This window comes from Streptomyces lunalinharesii (assembly GCF_039532155.1).
Lineage (GTDB): Bacteria > Actinomycetota > Actinomycetes > Streptomycetales > Streptomycetaceae > Streptomyces > Streptomyces lunalinharesii.
Genome location: NZ_BAAARK010000021.1, coordinates 85471 through 110160, shown reverse-complemented (window position 1 = coordinate 110160; position 24690 = coordinate 85471). Strand labels below are relative to the sequence as shown.

The 24690-nt window shown below is 72.7% G+C and carries 20 protein-coding genes and 1 tRNA gene; 11 read left to right on the top strand and 10 right to left on the bottom strand.

Going from position 1 to position 24690, the window contains the following annotated elements; all coding sequences use genetic code 11:
• The first annotated feature begins 23 nt into the window (after positions 1 to 23).
• Together ABD385_RS27510 and ABD385_RS27505 are read left to right on the top strand one after the other, a co-directional pair.
• Positions 24 to 860, top strand: coding sequence for a class I SAM-dependent methyltransferase (locus tag ABD385_RS27510; protein ID WP_344581027.1), 837 nt, complete (start codon positions 24 to 26; stop codon positions 858 to 860).
• Positions 861 to 1135: 275 nt separating this feature from the next.
• The gene (locus ABD385_RS27505; protein ID WP_344581025.1) at positions 1136 to 2212 is read left to right on the top strand and encodes a hypothetical protein; all 1077 of its coding nucleotides are present in this window, start codon (positions 1136 to 1138) and stop codon (positions 2210 to 2212) included.
• 79 nt (positions 2213 to 2291) lie between these two features.
• Here the strand turns inward: ABD385_RS27505 and ABD385_RS27500 are convergent, their stop codons facing one another.
• The 4 genes from ABD385_RS27500 to ABD385_RS27485 form a co-directional block, all read right to left on the bottom strand.
• Entirely contained in the window at positions 2292 to 4430 is a 2139-nt protein-coding gene (locus ABD385_RS27500) for a M3 family metallopeptidase (protein WP_344581024.1), read from the bottom strand.
• 329 nt (positions 4431 to 4759) lie between these two features.
• On the bottom strand, positions 4760 to 8779 hold the full coding sequence (locus tag ABD385_RS27495) for an nSTAND1 domain-containing NTPase (protein WP_344581023.1): 4020 nt from the start codon (positions 8777 to 8779) through the stop codon (positions 4760 to 4762).
• 534 nt (positions 8780 to 9313) lie between these two features.
• Positions 9314 to 9387 (bottom strand) — tRNA-Pro (locus ABD385_RS27490).
• 276 nt (positions 9388 to 9663) lie between these two features.
• The gene (locus tag ABD385_RS27485; protein WP_344581022.1) at positions 9664 to 10590 is read right to left on the bottom strand and encodes a metallophosphoesterase; all 927 of its coding nucleotides are present in this window, start codon (positions 10588 to 10590) and stop codon (positions 9664 to 9666) included.
• A 159-nt stretch (positions 10591 to 10749) separates the two neighbouring features.
• On the opposite strand from ABD385_RS27485, the gene ABD385_RS27480 reads away from it, so the two are divergent.
• A complete protein-coding gene (locus ABD385_RS27480) occupies positions 10750 to 11214 on the top strand; it encodes a GatB/YqeY domain-containing protein (RefSeq protein ID WP_344581021.1) in 465 nt (154 codons plus the stop codon).
• 121 nt (positions 11215 to 11335) lie between these two features.
• On the opposite strand, the gene ABD385_RS27475 is transcribed toward ABD385_RS27480, so the two are convergent.
• A complete protein-coding gene (locus ABD385_RS27475) occupies positions 11336 to 13525 on the bottom strand; it encodes a transglycosylase domain-containing protein (RefSeq protein WP_344581020.1) in 2190 nt (729 codons plus the stop codon).
• Positions 13526 to 13905: 380 nt separating this feature from the next.
• Between ABD385_RS27475 and ABD385_RS27470 the strand changes: the two genes are divergently transcribed.
• Positions 13906 to 14250 carry a WhiB family transcriptional regulator gene (locus tag ABD385_RS27470; protein WP_020930847.1) on the top strand — a complete coding sequence of 115 codons (345 nt, stop codon included), beginning with the start codon at positions 13906 to 13908 and terminating at the stop codon, positions 14248 to 14250.
• 44 nt (positions 14251 to 14294) lie between these two features.
• Here ABD385_RS27470 and bagB read toward each other — a convergent pair whose 3' ends face one another.
• Positions 14295 to 15677, bottom strand: a complete 1383-nt coding sequence (gene bagB / locus ABD385_RS27465) for an ATPase BagB (RefSeq protein ID WP_344581018.1) — start codon at positions 15675 to 15677, stop codon at positions 14295 to 14297.
• Positions 15674 to 16651, bottom strand: a complete 978-nt coding sequence (gene bagA, locus ABD385_RS27460) for an ATPase BagA (RefSeq protein ID WP_344581017.1) — start codon at positions 16649 to 16651, stop codon at positions 15674 to 15676. Before bagA ends, bagB begins: the two co-directional genes overlap by 4 nt.
• A 153-nt stretch (positions 16652 to 16804) precedes the next feature.
• On the opposite strand from bagA, the gene sp36 reads away from it, so the two are divergent.
• The 4 genes from sp36 to ABD385_RS27440 all read left to right on the top strand — a co-directional run bounded on the left by sp36 (position 16805) and on the right by ABD385_RS27440 (position 19245).
• Positions 16805 to 16963: a Sp36 family protein gene (gene sp36 / locus ABD385_RS27455; protein WP_003967454.1), complete on the top strand. Its 159-nt coding sequence runs from the start codon at positions 16805 to 16807 to the stop codon at positions 16961 to 16963.
• Positions 16960 to 17424 carry a RidA family protein gene (locus ABD385_RS27450; protein ID WP_344581015.1) on the top strand — a complete coding sequence of 155 codons (465 nt, stop codon included), beginning with the start codon at positions 16960 to 16962 and terminating at the stop codon, positions 17422 to 17424. The genes sp36 and ABD385_RS27450 overlap by 4 nt, the downstream gene beginning before the upstream one ends.
• Positions 17425 to 17515: 91 nt before the next feature.
• Positions 17516 to 18418: an NUDIX hydrolase gene (locus ABD385_RS27445; RefSeq protein WP_344581014.1), complete on the top strand. Its 903-nt coding sequence runs from the start codon at positions 17516 to 17518 to the stop codon at positions 18416 to 18418.
• Positions 18415 to 19245: an MBL fold metallo-hydrolase gene (locus tag ABD385_RS27440; RefSeq protein WP_344581012.1), complete on the top strand. Its 831-nt coding sequence runs from the start codon at positions 18415 to 18417 to the stop codon at positions 19243 to 19245. Before ABD385_RS27445 ends, ABD385_RS27440 begins: the two co-directional genes overlap by 4 nt.
• Before the next feature lie 64 nt (positions 19246 to 19309).
• Here ABD385_RS27440 and ABD385_RS27435 read toward each other — a convergent pair whose 3' ends face one another.
• On the bottom strand, positions 19310 to 20155 hold the full coding sequence (locus tag ABD385_RS27435) for a nucleotidyltransferase (protein ID WP_344581010.1): 846 nt from the start codon (positions 20153 to 20155) through the stop codon (positions 19310 to 19312).
• A 140-nt stretch (positions 20156 to 20295) separates the two neighbouring features.
• The gene (locus ABD385_RS27430) at positions 20296 to 20970 is read right to left on the bottom strand and encodes a Crp/Fnr family transcriptional regulator (protein WP_003981529.1); all 675 of its coding nucleotides are present in this window, start codon (positions 20968 to 20970) and stop codon (positions 20296 to 20298) included.
• Between the two features lie 387 nt (positions 20971 to 21357).
• Between ABD385_RS27430 and nth the strand changes: the two genes are divergently transcribed.
• The 3 genes from nth (at position 21358) to ABD385_RS27415 (ending at position 24330) form a co-directional block, all read left to right on the top strand.
• The gene (gene nth, locus ABD385_RS27425; protein WP_344581008.1) at positions 21358 to 22344 is read left to right on the top strand and encodes an endonuclease III; all 987 of its coding nucleotides are present in this window, start codon (positions 21358 to 21360) and stop codon (positions 22342 to 22344) included.
• Positions 22345 to 22412: 68 nt separating this feature from the next.
• Positions 22413 to 23117 (top strand): NUDIX hydrolase, encoded by a 705-nt coding sequence (locus ABD385_RS27420; protein WP_344581006.1) that lies wholly within the window; start codon positions 22413 to 22415, stop codon positions 23115 to 23117.
• Between the two features lie 13 nt (positions 23118 to 23130).
• Complete coding sequence (locus ABD385_RS27415) at positions 23131 to 24330, top strand: MarP family serine protease (protein WP_344581004.1); 1200 nt, start codon at positions 23131 to 23133, stop codon at positions 24328 to 24330.
• A gap of 75 nt (positions 24331 to 24405) precedes the next feature.
• Here ABD385_RS27415 and ABD385_RS27410 read toward each other — a convergent pair whose 3' ends face one another.
• A complete protein-coding gene (locus tag ABD385_RS27410) occupies positions 24406 to 24603 on the bottom strand; it encodes a hypothetical protein (protein ID WP_344581002.1) in 198 nt (65 codons plus the stop codon).
• Between the last annotated feature and the right edge of the window lie 87 nt (positions 24604 to 24690).

Genomic DNA, 24690 nt, shown 5'->3' with positions numbered 1-24690 from the left:
CAGGCTGTGGATAACTTCGCCCCATGCGAGAAGAGAAGGGACCCGATGACTGGCGCGAGGTGAATCGCGCGAGGTGGGACGAGCGCGTCGTCCTCCACACCGCCAGCGATTACTACGACCAGGGCACGTTCCTGCGGACCCGGGACGTGATCCGTGACTTCGAGGCCGCGGAGGTCGGCGACGTCACGGGGCGGAGCCTGCTGCACCTGCAATGCCACTTCGGCCAGGACACCCTGTCGTGGGCGCACCGCGGCGCGGCCCGGGTCGTCGGCCTGGACTTCTCCGAACCCGCCATCGAGACGGCGCGCGACCTCGCCGCCGAACTCGGCTACGGCCCGGACCGCGCGGCCTTCGTCGCCGCCGACGTCTACGACGCGGCGGAGGCGGTGCCCGACCCGGCGTACGACATCGTCTACACCGGGATCGGTGCGGTGAACTGGCTGCCGGACCTGGTGGGCTGGGCCGAGACCGCGGCGTCGTTGGTGGCGCCGGGCGGCTTCCTCTACCTCGCCGAATTCCACCCGCTGGGCGACGTGCTGGACGAGGAGACCGGTTCGCGCGTCGCCTTCGACTACTTCCGCCGCGCGGCGTGGGACGAGGAAACGTCCGGCAGTTACACGGACTTCGGGGCGCCGACGGTCCACAACAGGAGCGTCGAATGGCAGCACTCCCTGGGGGAGGTGGTCAGCGCGGTGGCGGCGGCCGGGTTGCGGATCGCGTTCCTGCACGAGCACGACATGACGCTGTTCCAGCGGTTCGGCGTGCTGCGGCGGGGCGAGGACGGCTTCTACCGGTTCCCGGAGGACCGGCCCCGCATTCCGCTGATGTATTCCCTGAAGGCGACGAAGCCGGCGGCCTGACAGAACGCTGCCGGGCCTGACAGAACGCTGCCGGGCCTGCCGGGCCCGCCGGGGCCGGCGCGTCGCCGGCCGGCTACTGTGGCGGACGGCCCGGTCGGTTTCGGTCGGCCGCCCCGGAGGCCCGGTCGTCGGCCCTCCGGCCGTGAGGGGACCGGTCGTGGTCGGCGGCCCCAAGGGACGGCGGGGAGCGACCACTTCGAGCCCGCCGCCGGTCCGCGAGGAAGCGGACGGCACCGGTGGGCTCGGCACCCAACTTTTGCAACGGGGGATTTTCGGTGCGCGTACGCAGACGGATGGCTGGTGCCGCGGGCGCGAGCGTGCTCGCGCTGGTGGCCGTGGGGTGCGGCGGGCCGTCCGCCAAGACGGGTCCGGGGGCGACCGCCGAGCGCGTGACGCCCGCCGAGCCGCTGCCGATGGTGTCCGCGGCCCGCGCCGCCACCTGGACCGGCACGGACCACAAGGCGCGCCCGCTGCGCCTCAAGCCGACCCGGTTGGCCCTGGGACACCCCTCGGACCTCGCGCACATCCGCTTGGACGACGACCTCAAGGGGATGGTCCCGTACTACCTCACCGTGTCCTACACCAACACCGGCAAGGACGCGGTCAGTCAGGTGTACCCGGAGCGGAACTTCTCCCTCACCGGGGTGGACGGCAAGGCCGGCGAGCAGCTGTCGTTGTTCCGCACCGACCCGCTGGCCACCAGCAACGGGCTGCCGCCGGAGTGCCAGGAGGCCGGGAAGGCCACGTTGGCCGCCGGTGAGACCTCGGCGGTGTGCCAGATCTTCATGCTCCCCAAGGGGCTGAAGCCGGGCAACGTCTCCTACAAGGACGACGGCGGCGACACCCTGCTGTGGCAGATCGGCGGCGCACTCCAGGGCGCGCACGGGGTGCTGCCCGCACACCGGCCGGCCGACGCGGTCACCACCGACAGCGACAGCCGCACGGCCACCGTCCTGGCCACCCCGAAGAGCGTCCGCACCGGTTCCCCGGCCGATCTGAGCCGCTACGACCTGGACGCGGACCAGAAGAAGCTCGTCCCGTACTTCGTGACGGTGGCCTACCGGAACACGGGCACCCACGACCTGCTCCCGAGCCTCAACGACAGCCTGTCGCTGACCGGCGTCAGCGGGCAGCGGGCCCGGAAGATGGTCTTCCTGGACATCGGCGGCCCCGGCGTCCCCCACTGCCCGGAGGCGGTCCCCCACAAGATGCTCAAGCCAGGCGCCACGGTGACCGAGTGCACCGTCCACATGCTGCCGAAGGGCGACCTGCCGGCCTCGTTGACCTTCCAGGGCAGCGGCGACGGCGCGCAGCCGGTCACCTGGCGGGCGGCGGCCGACGAACCGCAGTAGCCGACCCGGAGCGGACGGGCCGGCGCGGGATCGGCGGCGGGCGTCGGAGGCCCCGGGTGCGGGCTCCGACGCCCCTCGATCACGTCGCGTCGGCGGCGCCGCGCCGCGCCAACAGCGGCCCGAAGTCCGGATCGTGGCCGACCACCGCCCGGAACGCCGCCATCGGGTCGACGCTGTTGCCGCGGCTGAGCAACTCCCGCCGGAACACCTCGCCGCTCTCGCGGACCGTCCGGCCGTTCTCCCGGAACCACCGCACGGTGTCCGCGTCCAGGACCTCCGCCCACCGGTACCCGTAGTAGCCGGCCGCGTAGCCACCGCCGAAGACGTGCGCGAAGTAGCCCGTCCGGTAGCGCGGCGGGATCGCCGGATGGGCCAGCCCGTGCCGCGCCAGCACGGCCGCCTCGAACGCCGCCACGCCGTCCGCGTCCGGCAGTTCCGCGGCCGGCAGGGTGTGCCAGGCCCAGTCCAGTACGGCGGCGGACAGGTGCTCGACGCTGTCGAAGCCCTCACCGAAGCGCTCCGCCTCCCGCAGCTTGGCCGGCAGTTCGGGCGGCATCGGCTCCCCGGTGCGGTGGTGCCGGGCGTACCGGGCCAGCACCTCGGGCCACTCCGCCCACATCTCGTTCACCTGTGACGGGAACTCCACGAAGTCCCGCGGCACTTCGGTGCCCGCCACCAAGGGGTAGCGCACGTCGGAGAACAGACCGTGCAGCGCGTGCCCGAACTCGTGGAAGAGGGTGGTGACCTCGTGCCAGTTCAGCAGCACCGGCTCGCCCGCCGCCGGTTTGGCGATGTTCAGGTTGTTGACCACCACCGGCCGCTGCCCCAACAGGTGCGACTGCGTGACGAGTTCGTTCATCCAGGCGCCGCCGCGCTTGGACTCCCGGGCGTGGAAGTCGCCGAGGTACAGGCCCAGGGGGCCGCCGTCGGCGTCGTGCACCTCGAAGACCCGGGCGTCCGGGTGGTACGCGACCAGATCGCGGCGCTCGGTGAAGGTGATCCCGTACACCAGGGTCGCGGCATGGAAGACGCCGTCCCGTAGGACCGCCTCCAGCTCCAGATAGGGGCGCAGCGCGGCCGCGTCCAGGTCGAAGCGCTCCCTGCGCACCCGCTCGGCGAAGAACTGCCAGTCCGCAGCGCCGACTTCCGGCACGCCGGCGGCCGCCGCCAGCGCCGCCCCCTCCCGCTCGGCATGGGCCACCGCCGGGCCGATCAGCTTCTCGAACATCTCCTCCACGGCGCCGGCCGTGCCCGCGGTCTGGTCCGCGACCTGCCAGGAAGCGTGGTGGGGGTGGCCGAGCAGGGCCGCGCGCTCGGCCCGCAGCCGGGCCACGGTGACCGCGACGGCCGCGTTGGCGGCGCCGCCGCGCCCCATGGAGGCCGCCAGCAGCCGCTCCCGCAGCGCGGCGTCCTCCAGGGCGGCGAGCTGCGGCTGGTTGGTGAAGTTCAGCAGGCTCAACACGAAGGCGCCGTCGTGCCCGAGGGCCCGGGCGTTCTCGGCGGCCGCGGCGACCTCGTCCGCGGGCAGCCCGGCCAGCTCCTCGGCGCGCTCCACCACCAGCGCGGCCGCCGCGGTGTCGGCCCGCAGGTTCTGCCGGAACTCCGTGCACAGGGTGGCGATCCGCGCGTTCAGCTCCCGCAGCCGCTGCTGCTGCGCGGGCGCCAACCGGGCCCCGGCCCGCACCCGCGCGCCATGGTGCCGCGCCAACAGCCGCTCCTGCTCCCCGTCCAGCCCGAGCCCGCCCCGGCCGTCGTGGAGCGCCTCCAACCGGGCGAAGAGGGCCGGATCGAGCAGCAGGGCGTCCTCGTGGGCGGCCAGCCGCGGCACGATCTCCGCCTCCAGCTCCTGGGTGGCCCGGTCCGCGTCGGCGTTCGCCTTGTTGAAGAACACCGCGGACACCCGCCGCAGCACCGCACCGCTGCGCTCCAGCGCCGCCACGGTGTTCTCGAACGTCGGCGGGTCGGGGCTCGCCCCGATGGCGGCCACTTCGGCGAGTTGCTCGTCGACGCCCCGCTCGAAAGCGGGCAGGAAGTGCCCGTGCCGGATGCGGGCGAAGGGCGGCAGCCCGTAGGGGAGTTCGCTCGGCGTGAAGAAGGGGTTCGACGCCGCGTCGTGCGCGCGCCGCCCTGCTGCGTCCGGCGCGGTCGCGGATCGCGCGCCCGCCCCCGCCGTCGTCGGGGAACCGGGACTCGTCTCGGAACTCTTCGCAGAAGTCACGGAGTCCGACCCTACGCGCGCCATCGGCCCGCGGCCCGTCGCTTTACCCGCCCGATGACGCCTGATCATGGCGCCCCGCCACCGCCCCCAGGGTGCCGCCCCCGGGCGCGGTGGATCCCGCCACAACGCGGGGGAGTACGGCGTCCGACCGGTCCGTAACAGCCGGACGACGGCATGAAAACGCCCGATCGCTGGCGACGGGGGATGCACCAGCGATCGGGCTACGACCCAGCCTAGCAAGGCTGTCCCTGTGACGGGAGTCAACTGCCGAATTGCACGGCGGAGTTGTGACCGGTTTCACGCCCCCCGACCGTGTCCCACGCGCCCTCCTACCCGCCGCACGGCGGCGCGTACGACAGGTGCGGCAGGTACTCGTGCCACTTCTCCGGCGTCAGAACACCCCTGGTCGTGGCGCAAATACGGTGGATCGCCCCGTCGGTGTCCAGGTCCCACAGCCGCACGGTGCCGGCACCACTGGACACGCCCAGCAGGTGACTCGTCGGACTGAACGACAAGAAGTTGCCGGTCTTGGCGTTCGGGCTGGTCGCCTGGCCGATGGCCGCGGCCCGGGAAGGAACCGCCACGTTCCAGAACCGCACCGTGTTGTCGTTGCCGCCGCTCGCCAACGTGTGGCCGTCCTTGCTGAACGTCAACGACACCACCGCCTCGGTGTGACCCGTGAGCGGCGAGCCCAGCCGCGTCGCCGCCCGCGGGTCGGTGGTGTTCCACAGGCGGACGGTGTCGTCGTCGCTGCCGCTGGCCAGCGTGCGGCCGTCCGGACTGAACGCGAGCACGTTGACGGGACCCAGATGCCCGCGCAACGGGGTGCCGAGCCCGGAGGCGCGCGCCGGGTCGGTGGTGTTCCACAACCGGATCGTGTCGTCCGCGCTGCCGCTGGCCAGCGTGCGGCCGTCCGGACTGAAGACGAGGGAGTTGACGTACCCCTGGTGACCGGTGAGGAGCCCCCCGAGGCGACGCGGGTGCGCCGGGTCCTCGATGTTCCACAACTGGACGGTGAAGTCGTCGTAGGCCGTGGCCAGCGTGCGCCCGTCGGGGCTGAACGCGACCGTGTCCGGGCCCGCGAACCGGATCGGCAGCGTGAGCGGCGGCCCGTGGGGGACCGGCCGGGACGGGTCGGCGACGTTCCACAACTGAACCACCGGGTGGGGGTTGCCCGTCCGCACCGCCAGCGTGCGGCCGTCGGGGGAGAACACCACCGCGTAGACGTTGCCCCCCTTCCCGGACCGGAAGGGCTCGCCCAGTTCCACGGGCCGCTTCGGCGCCGCCACGCTCCACAGCCGCACCTTCTGGTCCCGGGCGGCCGTGGCCAGCACCTTCCCGTCCGGGCGGAACGCACCGATCCGACCGACCATGTTGGACATCGGGATCGACCACAGCCGCACCTTGCTGTCACCACTGCCGGTGGCGAGGGTCCGCCCGTCGGGGCTGAAGCCCACGGCGTACATCTCCCCGCTGCTGCCCGCCAAAGGCTCGCCGACCTGCGACGGGTACGCCGGATCGCTGACGTTCCACAGGCTCGCCGAGCTGTCCGCGCTGCCGGCGGCGAGCATGCTGCCGTCGGGACTGAAGGCCACGGACCACATCGGGCCGGTGTGGCCGGTCAGCGGAGCGCCGAGCGGTGCCGGGTGTTCCGGATCGGTCACGTCCCACAGCCGGACGGTGTCGTCGGCGCTGCCGCTGGCCAGCGTGCGGCCGTCGGGACTGAACGCCACGGAGTGCACCGTGGCCGAATGGCCGGTCAGCACCGTGTCGACCGGCTTCGGACGCCGCCGGTCGGCCACGTCCCACAGCCGGATCGCGTTGTCGTCGCCGCCCGCCGCCAGCGTCCGCCCGTCCGGGCTGAACGCCACGGAGCGCACCGCGGCGGTCGGGCCGGTCAACGAGGCGAGCGCCCGCGGGCGGTGCCGGTCGCCGACGTCCCACAGGCGCACCGTGCGCCCCTCGGTGGCCGCGGCCAGGGTGCGGCCGTCCGGGCTGAACGCGACCAGGTAGACCGTGCCGTCGTGGCCGGCGATCGGCGCACCGATCGGCTGCGGGTGGCGGGGGTCCCGCACGTCCCACAGCCGGATCGTGCCGTCGTCCGAGGAACTGGCGAGGGTCTGCCCGTCAGAACTGAAGACGGCGGCGCTCACCCAGCTGGAATGACCGGTCAGCGGCCCGCCCAGGGGCTTGGGCCGGGCCCGGTCCGACACGTCCCACAGCCGGATGGTCCGGTCGTAGCTGGCGGTGGCCAGGACCCGGCCGTTCGGGCTGAACGACGTCAGGTAGACGGCGCCGGTGTGGCCCAGCAGCGGCGTGGCCAACGGCGCGTTCACGATCGAGATCAGCCGGTTGTTCGTGCCCTCGTCGTCGGGCCGCAGCCCGTGCGCCACCAGGTCGAGCTGCGCGGAGAGGGACGGATCGGTGTACTGCGCGCGGTCGGCCTGCGCGAGCACCTGCTCGAAGACGGTGTCGTCGCGCTGCTGCCACGCCACGACCGCCGCCCCGACGGCCACCATCGCCATGACGACCAGGGCCGCCACCGCACCGCGACTGAGCCAGACCACCCGCCGGCGCAACCGCACCGAAGCGGCCAAGAACTCCACCGCACTGCGGGTGAGGAAGGTGTCGCCGGCGGACTCCGCCCAGGTGCGGGCCTGTTCCAGCCGGGAACCCCGGTAGAGCAGCGACGCGTCGCGGGCCGAACCCTCCCAGGCCCGGCCGTCCTCCTCCAGCCGCTGGCGCAGCAGATTGCCGTTGCGGTCCTCGTCGATCCAGTCGCGCAGCCGCGGCCAGGCGTGCAGCAGCGCCTCGTGGGTGATCTCCACGGCCTCCGCGTCGAGCGTCACCAAACGGGCGTGCACCAGCGCTTCGAGCGACTCCTCCGTCTTGTCGGGGTCCGTCGACTCGTCCGCCAACTGGCGCCGCGTCCCCCGCCGCCGCGTGGCCTGGGTGTCCTCGCCCAGCCGGACCAGCCGCAGCAGAAGCAGGCGCGCGGCCGCGCGCGCGGTCGGATCGAGGCCGGTCCAGGCCCGCTCGGCGGTCGCCGCCACCGCGCCCTGAATGCCGCCCGCCGCACGGTAACCAGCCAACGTCAACCGCCCCGCGGACCGCCGCTGCCAGGTCGCGAGCAGGGCGTGCGAGAGCAACGGCAGCACCCCCGCGTCGTGCGCCCCGCCGTGGCCGTCCGCGCTCACCTCCCGGACGATCAGCTCCGCCAGGCCCGGTTCGAGCTCCAGACCGACGGCCTTGGCCGGGCGGATCACCGCCTCGCGCAGCTCCGCGGTGGTCAGCGGCCCGAGCACCATGTGCCGGTGCTGCAACGCGTCGGCCAGCTCCGGATGGCCCAGGCACTGCTCGTAGAAGTCGGCGCGTATGCCGAGGATGACCAGCGCCGGAGCGGGGCCGTCCGCGTCGGCGGGCGTGCACGCGGCGTGCAGCAGCCGGATGAAGGCGCGCCGGGCCGCCTCGTCGGAACAGAGGGTGAACGCCTCCTCGAACTGGTCCACGATCACCACCGGCCGGGCGGCGGACGTCCGGCCCCCCGCCCAGGCCGTGGTCGCGGCCCGCACCGCGGACGCGAACCGCGCCGGGTCCGCCTCCTCGGCACCGGGCCCGTCCGCACCGGCCAGGACCGGCACCAGCTCGGGGACCCGCCGGACCACCTCCGCCAGCGGATCACCCCCCGGCACCAACTGCAGCACCTGCCGCCCCCGGCCCGCCCCGTCGCCCAGCGCCCCGTTCTCCAACGAGGGCACCAGGCCGGCGTTCAGCAACGAGGACTTCCCCGCCCCCGAAGCGCCCACGAGCATCACCAGCCCGCCCGTCTTCTCCGCCGCCCGCAACTGCGCGACGAGGGCGTCCAGGCTCCGCTCCCGGCCGAAGAACCACCGGGCGTCCTGCTGACGGTAGGAGGCCAACCCCCGATAGGGGCAGACGCCGGTGACGGCGGCGGCCTCGGTCGGGGCGCGGTCCTCCTCCTGCGCGCCCGTCGCGGCGCGGTCACCGACCGGGTCGGCGACCGCGCGCTCCCACAGGCGCTGCCACTGCGCCATGTCGTACAGCCCCGCGGACACCGGTGCGGGCCGCGCCCGCCGGGCCTCCGGGATCAGCACGTGCAGCACCGCGGCGAGCGCGGCGAACTGCGCGGGAACGTTCTTGGCCCGCCGCCAGTCGCTGATCCGCTGCACGGACACCCGCACCGGCCGCCCTCGCTCGTCGACCCGCTGCAACCGGACGACCGACTCGGCCACCTTCTTCAGGGGAGGGTTGCCCGCCTCCTTGTAGAGCAGCGCGAGACGTTCCGCGAAGGCTGTGCGTGCCCCTGAGTCGGAACTCAAGGTCTCCACCCCTTACTTCCCCCGCACCTGGACATCCGGACCGGAAAACTCACCTTAACCGGCTGACCTGCGGCGAAGGGGTCCATCCGACGCCGGAACCTCCTCCCCGGAAGTCACAGCTGGCAGGATCACCACGCGGCAGGGCAACAATCGGGTACTACCCGGACATGCCACCGGTTCAGCACGCGGAGCGACAACTCTTGAGGTGCGATCCCGGTCCCCTGCCGCCCGATCCGCCGCCTGCGGATCGACGCCGCCTGTGCCGTTCGGCACCGGTCCCCACGAGGGGAGGGACCGGTGCCGAACGGCGCGGAGCTCACCGCCGCCTGATCGCGCCCGCCGCCGGACACCTCCGCGGCACCCGGGAGCGGGCCCCACGCCCGCCAGCGCGACGACGCCTTTCCGCCCGCACCAGGACCCACCGGGCCAACCCGGGCAAGCCACCCCCGCCCCCGACGGCGTGACGGAACCTCAGCATCCCGGAAACGCATCAGGGGCCCGACCCGCTCTCGCGGATCAGGCCCCTGACCTGTGTTCCTTCAGTCGGGGTGGCGGGATTTGAACCCACGACCTCTTCGTCCCGAACGAAGCGCGCTGCCAAGCTGCGCTACACCCCGAAGCAACGAGCTCTACTTTAGCGGACTGATCCCCGTAGGTGAAATCCGCTTTCGGTCAGCGACGGAAACCGCTCTGACCTGCGGTTTTGTCGGGAGGTGTGGAGGGGGTGTCGGGGTGATGGCGGGGCGCCGGGGGTCACCGGAAGGGGGTAAGTGACGCAGGTCACGCCGAATTGGGGCGTGAATCCTGGTCCGGGGGCACCGGTGGGCCCGTCGGGAACGCGCGCGGCCCCCGCCCCGGGGTGCGGGGACGGGGGCCGGGGGTGCCGAGGCGGGTCAGTCGCGCGCCGTCAGCGTCAGGAGGGTGGCCTCCGGCGGGCAGGCGAAGCGGACGGGGGTGTAGCGGTTGGTGCCGCAGCCGGCCGAGACGTGGAGGTAGGAGGTGCGGCCGTCGGCGGTGTGGGTCGAGAGACCCCTGGCGCGCTGGGTGTCGATGTCGCAGTTGGTGACGAGGGCGCCGTAGAAGGGGACGCGGAGCTGGCCGCCGTGCGTGTGGCCGGCCAGGACCAGCGGGTAGCCGTCGGCGGTGAAGGCGTCCAGCGACCGCACGTACGGGGCGTGGACGACGGCCAGGGAGAGGTCGGCGTCGGCTTCCGGGCCGCCGGCGACCTCGGCGTAGCGGTCGCGCTTGATGTGCGGGTCGTCCAGGCCGGCCAGTGCGATCTCCGCGCCGTCCAGCTTCAGGTGGCCGCGGGCGTTGGAGAGGTTGACCCAGCCGGCCGCGTCGAAGGCGTCGCGGAGGTCCTCCCACGGGTTGTGGACGACGCCGACGGCGGGGGCGTTGCCGTTCAGGCCGTGCCGACCCTGGACCTTCTCGACCAGGTAGCGGGCGGGGTTCCGCGGCCGCGGGCCGTAGTAGTCGTTGGAGCCGAAGACGTAGGCGCCGGGGAAGTCCATCAGCGGGCCCAGGGCGTCCAGGGTCTCCGGGACGCCCTCGGGGTCGGAGAGGTTGTCGCCGGTGTTGACGACGAAGTCGGGGCGGAGCCCGGCGAGCGACTGGAGCCAGCGCTGTTTCTTGCGCTGCCCGCTGACCATGTGGATGTCGGACACCTGCAGGACGCGCAACGGCCGCATGCCGCGGGGCAGTACGGGCACGGTGACGCGCCGCAGGCGGAAGGAGCGGACTTCGAAGCCGGCGGCGTAGACCAGGCCGGCCGCGCCGACCGCGGCAAGGGACAGGGGAACTCCGTATCGCGCGCGCATGGGTCCATGGTTGCAGAGTGGGGACGGCGGCGGAGCGGGGCTATGTGATCTTGGTCGGAGGGATCCGACGGCACCCTGGTGCGAGGTTGCCTGACCCGGGCCGGGCGCGCGGTGGAAAAGGCGCGACGGTTGTCGGCGGGTGGGGGCATACTCAAGGTCATGACCACGCTCAAGGCCAAGCTCAGGGACGACCTCACCACCGCGATCAAGGCGCGCGACGAGCTGCGTTCCTCCACCCTCCGTCTGACGCTGACCGCGCTCCAGAAGGAGGAGGTGGCGGGCACCGAGGCGCGCGAGCTGTCCGACGGCGAGGTCGAGAAGATCATCGCGCGGGAGGCGAAGAAGCGCCGCGAGGCCGCCGAGGCGTTCGACAAGGGCGGCCGGGCCGAGCAGGCCGAGCGCGAGCGCGCCGAGGGCGAGGTGCTCGCCGAGTACCTCCCCAAGCCGCTGACCGACGACGAGTTGGAGTCGCTGGTCGCCGCGGCGGTGGCGGAGGCCACCGGGGCGGGGGCCGAGGGCCCGAAGGCCATGGGCGCCGTGATGAAGATCGTCAACCCGAAGGTGGCGGGCCGCGCCGACGGCGGCCGGGTCGCCGCGATGGTGAAGAAGCTGCTGGCCGGCTGAGGCCGCACGCGACGGCCCGTCCCGGCCGCGCGCGTCACGGAAAACGTCGAAGGGGCGCCCCCCCACGTGGAGAGGGCGCCCCTTTCGCGTGCCGCGCCGGGCGGTCAGGCGGGCCGGTGGCTCACCAGCCGCCGTTCCCGCCGCCCAGGATGTCGGGGAAGCCGGGGATGTGCCAGCCGCCGCCGGGCTTGTTGTCGCCGCCGGGCTTCGGCTTCTTCGGGGGCTTCGGCTTGCCCTTGTTGCCGTCGTTGCCCTTGTCCTTGGGGCCGTCGATCTGGACGGTCGGCAGCGCCGGGGCCGGCCGACCGTCCAGCGCGCCGCCCATCAGGTCGCGCCAGATCGGGCCGGGGGTGTCGGCGCCGTAGACCTTGTCGTGCGGCACGCCGCCGATGGTGATGTCGTACATCTGCCGCTGGTGGCGGGGGTCGCCGACCCAGACCGCGCCGGCGGCGTTCGGGGTGTAGCCGACGAACCAGGCGGCGTAGCGGCTGTCCGTGGTGCCGGTCTTGCCGGCGCTGTCGCGCCCCTTGAGGCCGGCCTCCTTGCCGGTGCCATCCTCGACGACGCCCTTGAGGAGCGCGTTCACGGTGTCCGCGGTCTTCTTGGACATCGCGCCGCGGCAGTTGCTCTTGGGGACGTTCAGCGCCTTACCCTGCGCGTCGGTGATCGACTCGATCGCGACGGGCGAGCAGTACGTGCCCTCGTCGGCGAAGGTGGCGTAGGCCGTGGCCATGGTCAGCGGGGACATCTCCTGGCCGCCGAGCGCCATGGAGGGGACCTGCCTCATGGGCTCGCCGTCGGCCCGCTGGATGCCCATCTTCTGGGCCATGGTGACCGCCGGGCAGATGCCCATGTCGCTGATCAGCTGCACGTAGTAGGTGTTGACCGACTTCGCGGTCGCCTCCTTCATGGCGTACGGGCCGACTTCCTTGGGGTCCTCGTTCTGGACGGTGTCGTGGTCGCTCCACTGGCCGTCGCAGGTCTGGACCGGCGTCGGGTACGCCATCTTGAACGGCGAGGAGTACTGCTGGTACGGGCTGATGCCCTGCTCCAGGGCGGCCGCCGCGATGATCGGCTTGAACGTCGAGCCGGGCTGGTAGCCGGCGCCGCCGCCCATCTTGCGGTCGACCGAGAGGTTGATCTGGGTCTGGTTGGTGCCGAAGCCGTACGGGCGGGACTGGCCCATGCCGAGGATCTTGCCGGTGCCCGGCTGGACGACCGCGGCGGCGCCGGCGACCGGGTCGTCCGCGTAGACGTGCTTGCTCAGCGACGCCTGGATGGACTTCTGGGTCTGCCGGTCCAAGGTGGTGCGGATGGTCAGTCCGCCCTGCATCCAGCGCTTGGAACGGACCTCGCGGGTCGCGCCGAACGTCTTGTCGTTCAGCAGCACCTCGCGGACGTAGTCGCAGAAGAAGCCGGCGCCGTCGGTGGAGGTGATGCAGCCGTTCTGCGGGCGGCTGACCTTCAGCTTGATCGGCTGGGCGGCGGCCGCGTCGGCCTGGGCCCGGGTGACGTCCTTCAGGTCGGCCATCCGCCGCAGCACCGTGTTGCGCCGGGCCGTCGCCGTCTTCGGGTGGTTGACCGGGTCGTACCGCGTCGGGGACTGGACGATGCCGGCGAGCAGCGCCGACTCCCCCAGGCTCAGGTCCTTGGCGGACTTGCTGAAGTAGCGCTGGGCGGCGGACTCGACGCCGTACGCCTGCTCGCCGAAGAAGGTGATGTTGAGGTAGTTCTGGAGGATCTTGCGCTTGCCGAGCTTCTCCTCCAGCTTGATCGCGTACTTCAGCTCCTTGACCTTGCGGCCGAGCGTCTGCTGGGTGGCCTGCGCGACCTTGTCCGGGTCGTCGCCCGCCTCCTCGACGAAGACGTTCTTCACGTACTGCTGGGTCAGGGTGGACGCGCCCTGGGAGACGCCGCCGGACTGGGCGTTCTTGTTGACCGCGCGCAGGATGCCCTTGAGGTCGATCGCGCCGTGCGAGTAGAAGCGGGCGTCCTCGATGGCGACGATCGCCTGCTGGACGTACGGCGACATGTCCTTGAGGCCGACGACGGTGCGGTCACGGGAGTAGACCGACGCGATCTCCCCGCCGTCGGAGTCGAGGATGGTGGTGCGCTGGCTGAGCGGCGGGGTCCTGAGGTTGGCCGGGATGTCGTCGAAGCCCTCGACCGACGTCTTGGCCGCCAGCCCCAATGCTCCGGCCGCCGGGAGCGCGATGCCGGCCAGGACGGCTCCGGCAAGGACGCTGACACCGAGGAACTTGGCGGCCTGCTGGGTCCTGGTCGGACCCCCGCCCTCGCGCTTCTTAGCCATGGGCGAAGCCTACGTTCTCATTCGCCGGACAGGGGCGCACCTGTTCGTTTAGCCTGTTCCCACCTGCCGCAGCAGAACGGTTTCGCCTGAGTACGTCAAGCCCTCCTCCCGGCGTGGGTGCTGTCCCACATGCCCGCTGTGTGCCAGAAATCCCTTGCCATCACAGCGAACTGTCCCGCTTGGGAGGGAAGTGACGTATGTCGCACGGTCACTCCGTTGGGTGATCTGCCGCGTACGCATAGTCCGTTCGGGCCATTCAAGATTGGGCCCGAAGGAGGTGTTGCGCCTTGCCCGGCTTCCGTAACGTCCTCAACTGGCAACGGTGAATATGCCGTTTGCCGCCGTGGGGGAGCCTCGATTCGGGAGAGGACGGCGCCAGCATGGGCTGGGTAACCGACTGGAGTGCACAGGCAGCATGCCGCACTACCGATCCGGATGAACTGTTCGTTCAAGGGGCGGCGCAGAACCGCGCCAAGGCGGTGTGCACCGGGTGTCCGGTGCGTACGGAGTGCCTGGCCGACGCCCTGGACAACCGGGTGGAGTTCGGCGTGTGGGGCGGGATGACGGAACGCGAGCGGAGGGCGCTGCTGCGCCGCCGCCCGACGGTCACGTCATGGCGACGCCTGTTGGAGACGGCGCGTACGGAATACGAGCGCAGCACGGGCCTGTTGCCGGTGGACTGCTCGGACGACGCGTTCGACGACGAGTACGCGGCGGTCGGGTAGGGCCCGTTCGCCGTCCGGCGGCCGGCCGTTGGCCAGCCGTCGGATCAGACCTCGGTCTCGCCGGGGCGCAGCGCCAGGCGGTCGCCGATCGTCCGCAGGCCCGCGAGGTCGTGGACGTCACCGGGCAGCGCACCGACCTCCGCCACCGGCACCTCGGGGTGCAGTGCGGTGAAGCGGTCACGGGTGCGCCGTTCGCGCGCCAGGACCTGCATGCGTTCGGCGTGCAACCGCAGCAGGCCGGCGGCGAGTTGCGCCGCCGGGGCCGAAGGGGATGTCGCGTGCTCCGCCGCGGTGGCGGGGGAGGGGCCACCGGGGGTACGTGATCCAGTCTTCCCGTCGGCTAGATCGACAATGCCGGCCGGCTCAAGATTTTCCGCGGACGGTGAACCGCCCGCACCGGAGGGCGAGTTGACGTCGTCGTCCGACTCCGTCGCGGACGCCTCGTCCTCCGTGCCGCGGTCGGGGAGGCCCTCCGTCAGCGCTTCCGCGGCGGCCAGCGCCCGCTCGGCGCTGAGCTGGTCCGCGCCGCTGCCGTGGACGCGGTTGAGCACCAGCCCGGCCAGCGGCATCTGTTCGGCAGCCAGCCGCTCGACGAAGTACGCCGCCTCGCGCAGCGCGTCCCGCTCCGGCGCGGCGACCACCAGGAACGCCGTGCCGGGCGCCTGGAGCAGGCGGTAGGTGGCGTCCGCGCGGGTGCGGAAACCGCCGAACATGGTGTCCATCGCGGCCACGAACGTCTGCACGTCCCGCAGGAGTTGGCCGCCCATGAGCTTGCTGAGGGTGCCGGTCATCATCGACATGCCGACGTTGAGGAACTTCATGCCGGCCCGCCCGCCGACCTTGGCCGGCGCCATCAGGACCCGGATGAACTTGCCGTCCAGGAAGGACCCCAGCCGCTTGGGCGCGTCCAGGAAGTCGAGTGCCGAGCGGCTCGGCGGGGTGTCCACGACGATCAGGTCCCACGTGTCGCCGGCGCGCAGCTGGCCGAGCTTCTCCATCGCCATGTACTCCTGCGTACCGGCGAAACCGGCCGACAGGGACTGGTAGAAGGGGTTCTCCAGGATGGCGCGGGCCCGCTCGGCGTCCGCGTGGCCCTCGACGATCTCGTCGAAGGTGCGCTTCATGTCCAGCATCATCGCGTGGAGTTCGCCGCCGGCACTCTCGTCCACGCCCTTGACCTGGCGAGGGACGTTGTCGAGCTCGGAGATGCCCATCGACTGCGCCAGGCGGCGGGCCGGGTCGATGGTCAGCACCACGACCTTGCGACCGCGCTCGGCGGCGCGCACGCCCAGCGCCGCGGCGGTGGTCGTCTTGCCGACGCCGCCCGAGCCGCAGCACACCACGATGCGGGTGCGCGGGTCGTCGATCAGGGCGTCGACCTCCAGCCACGGGGCCGAGGCGTCCAGCGTCGTGTCGTCCGAGGTCATATGGGCCCCTGTTTCCGCAGGTCTCTGGCCAGGCCGTAGAGCCCGGCGAGGTCCACTCCCTCGGGGAGCAGCCCCAGCTCGTAGGTGGGCAGGCCGAGGTCGGTGAGCGCGGCGTGCTGGGTGCGCTCCAGCTCGACCCGCTCGGCGTGCTCGCGCGCCTGCTCCAGCAGGGGGTCGATGAGGCGCTCGGCGAGCCCGCCGCGGCGGGCGCCGCCCAGCCCGGCCTGGGAGAGCGCCTTGGCGATGCCCGTGCGGGCACCGCGGGCGACGACCTCCAGATCGCCGTTGTCCAGCAGCGCGGGGCGGGTCATGTTGATGACGACGCCGCCCACCGGGATGCCGGCGGCGCGCAGCTCGGCGATGCCGTCGGCGGTCTCCTGGACGGGCATCTCCTCCAGGAGCGTCACCAGGTGCACCGCCGTCTCGGGGGACTTCAGGACGCGCATCACGGCCTGCGCCTGGTTGTGGATCGGGCCGATCTTGGCCAGGCCGGCGACCTCGTCGTTGACGTTGAGGAAGCGGGTGACGCGGCCGGTCGGCGGGGCGTCCATCACCACCGCGTCGTAGACGAACGCGCCGCTCTTGTCCTTGCGGCGGACGGCCTCGCACGCCTTGCCGGTCAGCAGGACGTCCCGCAGGCCGGGGGCGATGGTGGTGGCGAAGTCGATCGCACCGAGCTTCTTCAGGGCCCGGCCGGCGCCGCCGAGCTTGTAGAACATCTGGAGGTAGTCCAGCAGGGCGCGCTCGGCGTCGATGGCCAGCGCGTGCACCTCACCGCCCCCGGGGGCCACCGCGATCTTGCGCTCCTCGTAGGGAAGCGCCTCGGTCTCGAACAGCTGGGCGATGCCCTGCCGGCCCTCGACCTCGACCAGGAGGGTGCGGCGCCCTTCGGTGGCCAGGGCGAGGGCAAGGGCAGCGGCGACCGTGGTCTTGCCGGTGCCGCCCTTGCCGCTGACGACATGGAGCCTGCTCACGCCAAGGAGCCTAACCAGTCCGCGTCCCGCGTACGCACGGGATACGCCTGGGAACACCCGGAGATCCGCCCGCGCGGGGTCAGGGACGGGGTCGGGGATCCGCCCTAGGGGTCGTGGACCCTCGGCCCTCGGGACAGGCATTACGCTCGCCCCATGACCAAGTGGGAATACGCAACCGTGCCGCTGCTCGTGCACGCGACGAAGCAGATTCTGGACACCTGGGGCGAGGACGGCTGGGAGCTGGTCCAGGTCGTGCCGGGCCCGAACAACCCCGAGCAGTTGGTGGCCTACCTGAAGCGGGAGAAGGCGTGAGCGCCGTAGAGGAGAGGATCGCCTCGCTCGGCCTGAAGCTGCCGGAGGTCGTGCCGCCGCTGGCCGCCTACCAGCCCGCGGTCCGCTCCGGCGCGTACGTCCACACCTCCGGCCAGCTGCCCATGGTGGACGGCGCGCTGCCGGTCACCGGCAAGGTCGGTGCCGAGGTCAGCCCGGAGCAGGCCAAGGAACTCGCCGCGACCTGCGCACTCAACGCGCTGGCCGCCGTGAAGTCCGTCGTCGGTGACCTCGACCGGATCGTGCGGGTCGTGAAGGTCGTCGGTTTCGTGGCCTCCGCGCCGGAGTTCACCGGCCAGCCGGGCGTCGTCAACGGCGCCAGCGAGCTGCTCGGCGAGATCCTGGGCGACAAGGGCGTGCACGCCCGCTCGGCGGTCGGCGTGGCGGTGCTGCCGATCGACGCCCCGGTCGAGGTCGAGATCCAGGTCGAGATCGCCGACTGACGGGCCGCACACGGCTGCGCTCGCGTCCGGATCGGGCCCTCCCTCTGGAGGGCCCCTCGAACATCCGCACGCGAGCGCATAGCATCCGGCCATGGCGTCGACGACGAATGGCCAGTGGTACCCGCCGGAATGGCCGGCCCGCATCCGGGCCCTGACGAACGGCGAACTGACGCCGTCCGCGCCCCGGCGGGCCGCGACGGTCCTGCTGCTGCGGGACACCGACCACGGCGGTCCCGCCGTCCACATGCTGCGCAGACGCGCCTCCATGGCCTTCGCCGGAGGCGCGTACGCCTATCCGGGCGGCTCCGTCGACCCCCGGGACGAACGGCCCATGGGGTGGGCCGGGCCCTCGCGCGCCGAATGGGCGGTGCGGTTGGGCGTCGACCCGTCCACCGCACAGGCCATCGTCTGCGCCGCGGTGCGCGAGACGTTCGAGGAGTCCGGGGTGCTGCTCGCCGGCGACTCCGCCACCACGGTCGTCGCGGACACCAACGGCGAGGAGTGGGCGGCGGACCGGGCGGCGCTGGTCGCCCACGAGCTGTCCTTCGCCGACTTCCTGGCCCGCCGCGGCCTGCTGCTCCGCTCCGACCTGCTGGCCGCCTGGGCGCGCTGGATCACCCCGGAGTTCGAACCGCGCCGCTACGACACGTTCTTCTTCGTCGCCGCGCTCCCCGAGGGACAGCGCGCCCTCAACGTCTCCACGGAGGCCGACCGGACGGTGTGGATCCGCCCGGAGGAGGCCGCGGCCGGCTACGACCGCGGCGAGCTGCTGATGATGCCGCCGACCATCTCCACGCTCCGCTCCCTCCAGCCGTACCCCAGCGTCACCGACGCGCTGGCCGCGGCCGGGGCGCAGGACCTGACGCCGGTGCTGGCCCGCGCGCACCTGGTGGACGGCGAGATCGTGCTGAGTTGGCCGGGCCACGAGGAGTTCACCAAGCACATCGCGACGGACGAGGGCCCCGCCGGGCGTTCGGGAGGTCCCCGCGCATGACCGAAGCAGCCGCCCTCCCCGGCCAGCCCCGCGGCGGGGTCCTCACGGGCCCGGCCACCGCGCGCGCCCACTGCGTCCTGGCCCCGAACCCGTCCCCGATGACGCTGGACGGCACCAACACCTGGATCGTCGCCGAGCCGGGCTCCGACCTGGCCGTCGTCATCGACCCCGGACCGCTCGACGAGGACCACCTCCGGGCCGTCATCGCCACCGCGGAACGGGCCGGGCAGCGGATCGCGCTGACCCTGCTCACCCACGGGCACCCCGACCACGCCGACGGGGCGGCCCGGTTCGCCGAGCTGACCGGCACCCCCGTGCGGGCGTTGGACCCGGCGCTGCGCCTGGGGGACGAGGGGCTCGGCGCGGGCGACGTCATCACCACCGGGGGCCTGGAACTGCGGGTGGTGCCCACTCCGGGGCACACCGCGGACTCGCTCTGCTTCCACCTGCCCGCCGACCGGGCGGTCCTGACGGGCGACACGATCCTCGGGCGCGGCACCACGGTGGTCGCGCACCCCGACGGACGCCTGGGCGACTACCTCGACTCGCTGCGCCGGCTGCGCTCCCTCGCCGTGGACGACGGGGTCGCCACGGTCCTGCCGGGCCACGGGCCGGTGCTGAACGACGCCCAGGGAGCGGTGGAGTTCTACCTGGCGCACCGGGCCCACCGGCTGGCCCAGGTGGAGACCGCGGTGGAGGCCGGCCACGGCACCCCCGGCGAGGTCGTGGCGAGCGTCTACGCGGACGTCGACCGCTCCCTGTGGCCGGCGGCCGAGCTGTCGGTGCGGGCGCAGTTGGACTACCTGGGCGAGCACGGGCTGATCTAGGGCCGGACGGGCCCCACCCCCGCCCAACGGGCCCGCCGGGCCGTCCGGGGCCGCTGTGGGGCCGTCAGGGCCCTTGTGGCGGGAGCGCCTTCGCCCCGTGGACGGCCAGGTACTCGTCGGCCAGCCACGGGGCGAGCCCGGTCAGCAGGTCGTCGAGCAGGTCGGGGTACGCGGCGGGGCGCCGGGCGGCGCGCGCCGCGACGCGCATCCGCTCGGCGTGCGCCGGGTAGTAGTGCCCGAACACCTCGGCGGACTCGACGAGGTCGCTGGTCCAGCCGCCCCAACGCGGCATGACCAGGGTGAATCCGGTGCGCACGAGCTTGCGCGTCATCCCACGGGTCAGCCGGGTGCGCTCCTCCCGGGTGGTGGCCGCGGCGGCCCGCTCGCGCATGCCGGGCAGTCGCAGGTGCAGGTCGCCGTTGGTCTCCCGGGCGAGCAACGAGGTGGGCCGGTAACGGGGCAGCGCCGCGGTCACGTCAGGCCCGCCGAGCGGCGTGCACAGACAGGCCACGAACCACGCCATGTCGTACCGCTCCGACGCGCCGAGCAGCCGGCCCTCGGTGACCAGCAGGATCCCGGCGCCGTCGATCTGCGGGAAGGCGGCGTCCAGCTCCGCCGCCACGGCCCGGGCCGCGGTCCGGTCGGCCCCGGCCGGTTCGCCGGCGGCGCCCGTACGCAGGACGAGCAGCGCGTCGAGGTCGGACACCCCGGGGACGGCGGTGCCGCGCGGGATGCTCCCGTAGAGGTAGCTGCTCAGCAGCCGGTCGGGGGGAAAGCGGGTGGCCAGTCGGGCGGTCAGCTCCGCCACGACGGGCGCGAACGGTGCCGGCACCCGCGCCAGGGAGCCCTCCCGCACGAAGCAGCCGTCCTGGTCGAGGCCCTTGCCCCCAGATTCCCCGCCGGTGTTCATGGCGCCCACTATGGGGCGGCGCGACGGTGGGCCGCGAGCCCTTTGTCGACGGCCGCCGTGCGGGCACGGCAGCGGGAACGGCAAGGGCCCCGCCGGAGCGGGGCCCTTGGGGCGTCGCGCGGGGCGCGGGGCGCGGGACGTCAGCGCGAGCGCTTGGCCAGCCGCTCGACGTCCAGCAGGATCACGGCGCGCGCCTCCAGGCGCAGCCAGCCGCGGCCGGCGAAGTCCGCGAGCGCCTTGTTGACCGTCTCCCGGGAGGCGCCGACCAGCTGGGCCAGCTCCTCCTGCGTGAGGTCGTGCACGACGTGGATGCCTTCCTCGGACTGCACGCCGAAGCGGCGCGACAGGTCCAGGAGGGCACGCGCCACCCGGCCCGGCACGTCCGAGAAGACCAGGTCGGACATCTGGTCGTTGGTCTTGCGCAGGCGGCGGGCGACCGCGCGCAGCAGGGCGGTGGCCACCTCGGGGCGGGCGTTCAGCCAGGGCTGAAGGTCGCCGTGGCCCAGTCCGAGCAGCTTGACCTCGGTGAGCGCGGTGGCGGTGGCCGTACGCGGTCCCGGGTCGAAGAGGGACAGTTCGCCGATGAGCTCGCCGGGGCCGAGGACGGCCAGCATGTTCTCGCGGCCGTCGGGGGAGGTGCGGTGCAGCTTCACCTTGCCCTCGGTGACCACGTACAGGCGGTCGCCCGGGTCCCCTTCGTGGAACAGGGCGTCGCCGCGGGCGAGCGTGACCTCTCCCATCGAGGCGCGAAGCTCGGCCGCCTGCTCGTCGTCGAGCGCCGCGAAGAGCGGGGCGCGCCGCAGAACGTCGTCCACGAGTTCTCTCCTTGTCGACATGCTCCGGAGGACTGTGGTCCCCATCATGCCGGAATGCAAAACAGTGCGATCAATCACAAGTTTGCCGGACCCGTGGCCCGAGCCATACGGCAGGGGTCCGATTGGGGTCACGAATCCCGGTGATCGAGTCGGATGTCAGTGGGTGGCCTTAGTCTGGCCGAGTGTCCAATACGCCGGTGAGAGCAGAGGACTGGGGGCCGACAGAGTGAGCGCAGAGCGCGATTCCGCTGTGGGCGAACAGCTGCCCGCAGGCGTCTCGGATTCCGACAAAAGTAACAAATCGTCCCCCAGGGTGACGACCGGGCGGAAGCCGATGGCGCCCGCAACCGGCGCGTCGCGTCCCGGTGCGATGCGAAGGAGGCGGCCGTGAACGACACCCCCGCGAAGCCGGCGGCGAAGAAGACCACCGCCAAGAAGGCCGCGACGAAGACGGCTGCAACGAAGACCACCGCGCCGAAGAAGGCCACCGCGGCGAAGAAGACCGCCACCGCGAAGCGGGCACCGGCGGCCAAGAAGGCGGCCACGTCGCGTACGGCGGCCACCAAGGGCGCGGCGCCCGCCCAGAAGGCGGCGGCCCCGGCCCGCAAGCCCGAGTCCCGCGTCGCCATGGTGCGTCGGGCCCGCCGGATCAACCGCGAGCTCGCCGAGCTGTACCCCTACGCCCACCCGGAGCTGGACTTCACCAACCCCTTCGAGCTGCTGGTCGCCACGGTCCTCTCCGCGCAGACCACCGACCTGCGGGTCAACCAGACCACCCCCCGGCTCTTCGCGGCCTGCCCCACGCCCGAGGACATGGCCGCGATCCCGCCGGAGCAGCTGGAGGAGCTGATCCGCCCCACCGGTTTCTTCCGGGCCAAGGCGAAGTCCCTGATCGGCCTGTCCGCCGCCCTGCGCGACCGTTTCGACGGCGAGGTGCCCGGCCGCCTGGAGGACCTCGTCACGCTCCCCGGCGTCGGCCGCAAGACGGCCAACGTCGTGCTCGGCAACGCCTTCGGTGTCCCCGGCATCACCGTGGACACCCACTTCGGCCGGCTGGCCCGCCGCTTCGGCTGGACGACCGCGCAGGACGCCGAGAAGGTCGAGGCGGACGTCGCCGAGATCTTCCCCAAGAGCGACTGGACGATGCTGTCGCACCGGGTGGTCTTCCACGGCCGCCGGGTCTGCCACTCCCGCAAGCCCGCCTGCGGGGCCTGCCCCATCGCCCCGCTGTGCCCCTCGTACGGCGAGGGCGAGACCGACCCCGAGAAGGCGCAGAAGCTGCTGAAGTACGAGCTGGGCGGCCAGCCCGGGCAGCGGCTCAAGCCCCCGGCCGACTACCCGGGGCGGCCCGCGGCCCCGCTGGCGGCCTCGTAGGGCCGCACCGGCCAGCTCGATCTCCACTGGGGGACCGGACCATCGACGTAAGCCTCAAGGGGGCGCGGATGACGAGTGCACGGGAGCAGTACGGCGAGACGGCCGGGCGGGAGGTCGCGGTGACGGCCGAGGGCCTGCCGGAGTGGTTGGTTCCGGTGGCCCGGGCGGCCGCCACGATCGAGCCGCGCCAGCTCAGCCGGTTCCTGCCGCCCGAGGACGGCGGCCGGCAGTCCGCCGTCCTGATCCTCTTCGGGCACGGTGCCCGAGGGCCCGAACTGCTCCTGATGGAGCGCGCCGGCACCCTGCGCTCGCACGCCGGACAGCCCTCCTTCCCCGGTGGCTCGCTCGATCCGCAGGACGGTGACCCGGACGGCCCGGGACCGGTCCGCGCGGCGCTGCGGGAGGCCCAGGAGGAGACCGGACTCGACCCCCGCGGGGTCCAGGTCTTCGGGGTGCTGCCGCGGCTCTACATCCCCGTCAGCGGCTTCGTCGTCACGCCCGTGCTGGGGTGGTGGCGGGAGCCCAGCCCGGTGGGCGCGGTGGACCAGGGCGAGACCGCCCGGGTCTTCACGGTTCCCGTGGCGGATCTCACGGACCCGGCACATCGGGTCACCACCCGTCACCCCAGCGGCCACGTCGGACCTGCCTTCCTCGTCGAGGACGCGCTGGTCTGGGGTTTCACCGCCGGGGTGATCGACCGGATCCTGCACTACGCGGGCTGGGAAGTCGCATGGGACCGCGACAAGCAGGTCCCGCTCGACTGGCGCTCGTGAGACGGTGTCCGGCGTGAACGTCCTGGACATCCTGCTGCTGATCGCGGCCGTGTGGTTCGCGATCGTCGGTTACCGGCAAGGCTTCCTCGTCGGCATCCTGTCCGTGATCGGCTTCCTCGGGGGAGGCCTGATCGCGGTCTACGTCCTGCCGGTGATCTGGAACGGTGTCACCGACGACGCCAAACCGGGCACCTTCGCGGTGATCGCGGCGGTAGCGATCGTGATCGTCTGCGCCTCGGTGGGCCAGGCGCTCACCACCCACCTCGGCAACAAGCTCCGCCGCCACATCACCTGGACACCGGCGCGGGCGCTCGACGCCACCGGCGGGGCGCTGGTCAACGTCCTGGCGATGCTGCTGGTCGCCTGGCTGATCGGCTCGGCGCTGGCCGGCACGTCGCTGCCGACGCTCAGCAAGGAGGTCCGCAACTCCAAGGTGCTGCTCGGGGTGTCCCAGGTGATGCCGCCGCAGGCCAGCACCTGGTTCGCGGACTTCTCCTCGGCGCTCGCCCAGAACGGCTTCCCGCAGGTCTTCACGCCGTTCGCCAACGAGCCGATCCGGCCGGTGCGCCCGCCGGACCCGGCGCTGGCCAACGGTCCCGTGGCGGCCGACGCCCGGCGCAGCATCGTCAAGATCGTCGGACGGGCGCCCAGCTGCGGCAAGATTCTCGAAGGCACCGGCTTCGTCTTCGCCCCGCACCGGGTGATGACCAACGCGCACGTCGTCGGCGGCGTCAGCGACCCGACCGTTCAGGTGGGCGGCGAGGGGCTGCCGGTGAACGCCAAGGTCGTGCTCTACGACTGGGAGCGCGACATCGCCGTGCTGGACGTTCCGCAACTGCGCGCCCCGGAGCTGAAGTTCGCCGACAAGGACGCGAGCAGCGGCAAGAGCGCCATCGTCGCGGGCTTCCCGGAGAACGGCGGGTACGACGTCCGCCCGGCCCGGATCCGCGGCCGCATCCAGGCCGACGGCGCGGACATCTACCACCGCGGCACGGTCGGCCGCGACGTCTACTCGCTCTACGCCACGGTCCGGGAAGGCAACTCCGGCGGTCCGCTGCTCACGCCCCGGGGCGAGGTCTACGGCGTGGTCTTCGCCAAGTCGCGGGACGACGCCCACACCGGCTACGCGCTGACCGCCGACGAGATCCGTCAGGACGCCGTCCGCGGGCGGAGCGCGAGCCAGCAGGTCGACACCCAGGGGTGCGCGATCTGAGACCGGGCGCGGGGCCGCTGACCGTTTCGCTGCGGACGGGAGGCGGTCCGGCGCCCGCGGGGACGGCGCGCGGGGTCAGCTGCGGGTATGGCGCAATCGTGCGCTCATCCAACGCGCTCTGCGGCGCAGGATGCGGGGGATGCCCATGGGGTGCGCGGGGTCGGGGGACCCGTCGGATCCGAGATCCGGAGTGCCCCTGTCCTGCGTGCCCACTGCAGCGGCACTGCTGCGGCGATTGCGTGCCACGTCACGGTAGTCGTGCGTCCAGCCCATACCCTCGACTCTGCCCGTGGCCCGGGGTCCGTAACCGCCCCGGAGAGGGCCAATCGGCCTATGCGGGAGGCAATTGGCTGTTCGTCA

Excerpts from the sequence above, each read along its gene's own strand:
- ABD385_RS27510 (WP_344581027.1), top strand. The coding sequence starts at position 24 with ATGCGAGAAGAGAAGGGACCCGATGACTGGCGCGAGGTGAATCGCGCG.
- sp36 (WP_003967454.1), top strand. The coding sequence starts at position 16,805 with ATGACCAAGTGGGAATACGCAACCGTGCCGCTGCTCGTGCACGCGACG.
- ABD385_RS27480 (WP_344581021.1), top strand. The coding sequence starts at position 10,750 with ATGACCACGCTCAAGGCCAAGCTCAGGGACGACCTCACCACCGCGATC.
- ABD385_RS27435 (WP_344581010.1), bottom strand. The coding sequence starts at position 20,155 with ATGAACACCGGCGGGGAATCTGGGGGCAAGGGCCTCGACCAGGACGGC.
- ABD385_RS27440 (WP_344581012.1), top strand. The coding sequence starts at position 18,415 with ATGACCGAAGCAGCCGCCCTCCCCGGCCAGCCCCGCGGCGGGGTCCTC.
- ABD385_RS27470 (WP_020930847.1), top strand. The coding sequence starts at position 13,906 with ATGGGCTGGGTAACCGACTGGAGTGCACAGGCAGCATGCCGCACTACC.
- ABD385_RS27475 (WP_344581020.1), bottom strand. The coding sequence starts at position 13,525 with ATGGCTAAGAAGCGCGAGGGCGGGGGTCCGACCAGGACCCAGCAGGCC.
- ABD385_RS27410 (WP_344581002.1), bottom strand. The coding sequence starts at position 24,603 with ATGGGCTGGACGCACGACTACCGTGACGTGGCACGCAATCGCCGCAGC.
- ABD385_RS27485 (WP_344581022.1), bottom strand. The coding sequence starts at position 10,590 with ATGCGCGCGCGATACGGAGTTCCCCTGTCCCTTGCCGCGGTCGGCGCG.
- bagB (WP_344581018.1), bottom strand. The coding sequence starts at position 15,677 with ATGACCTCGGACGACACGACGCTGGACGCCTCGGCCCCGTGGCTGGAG.
- ABD385_RS27420 (WP_344581006.1), top strand. The coding sequence starts at position 22,413 with ATGACGAGTGCACGGGAGCAGTACGGCGAGACGGCCGGGCGGGAGGTC.
- ABD385_RS27445 (WP_344581014.1), top strand. The coding sequence starts at position 17,516 with ATGGCGTCGACGACGAATGGCCAGTGGTACCCGCCGGAATGGCCGGCC.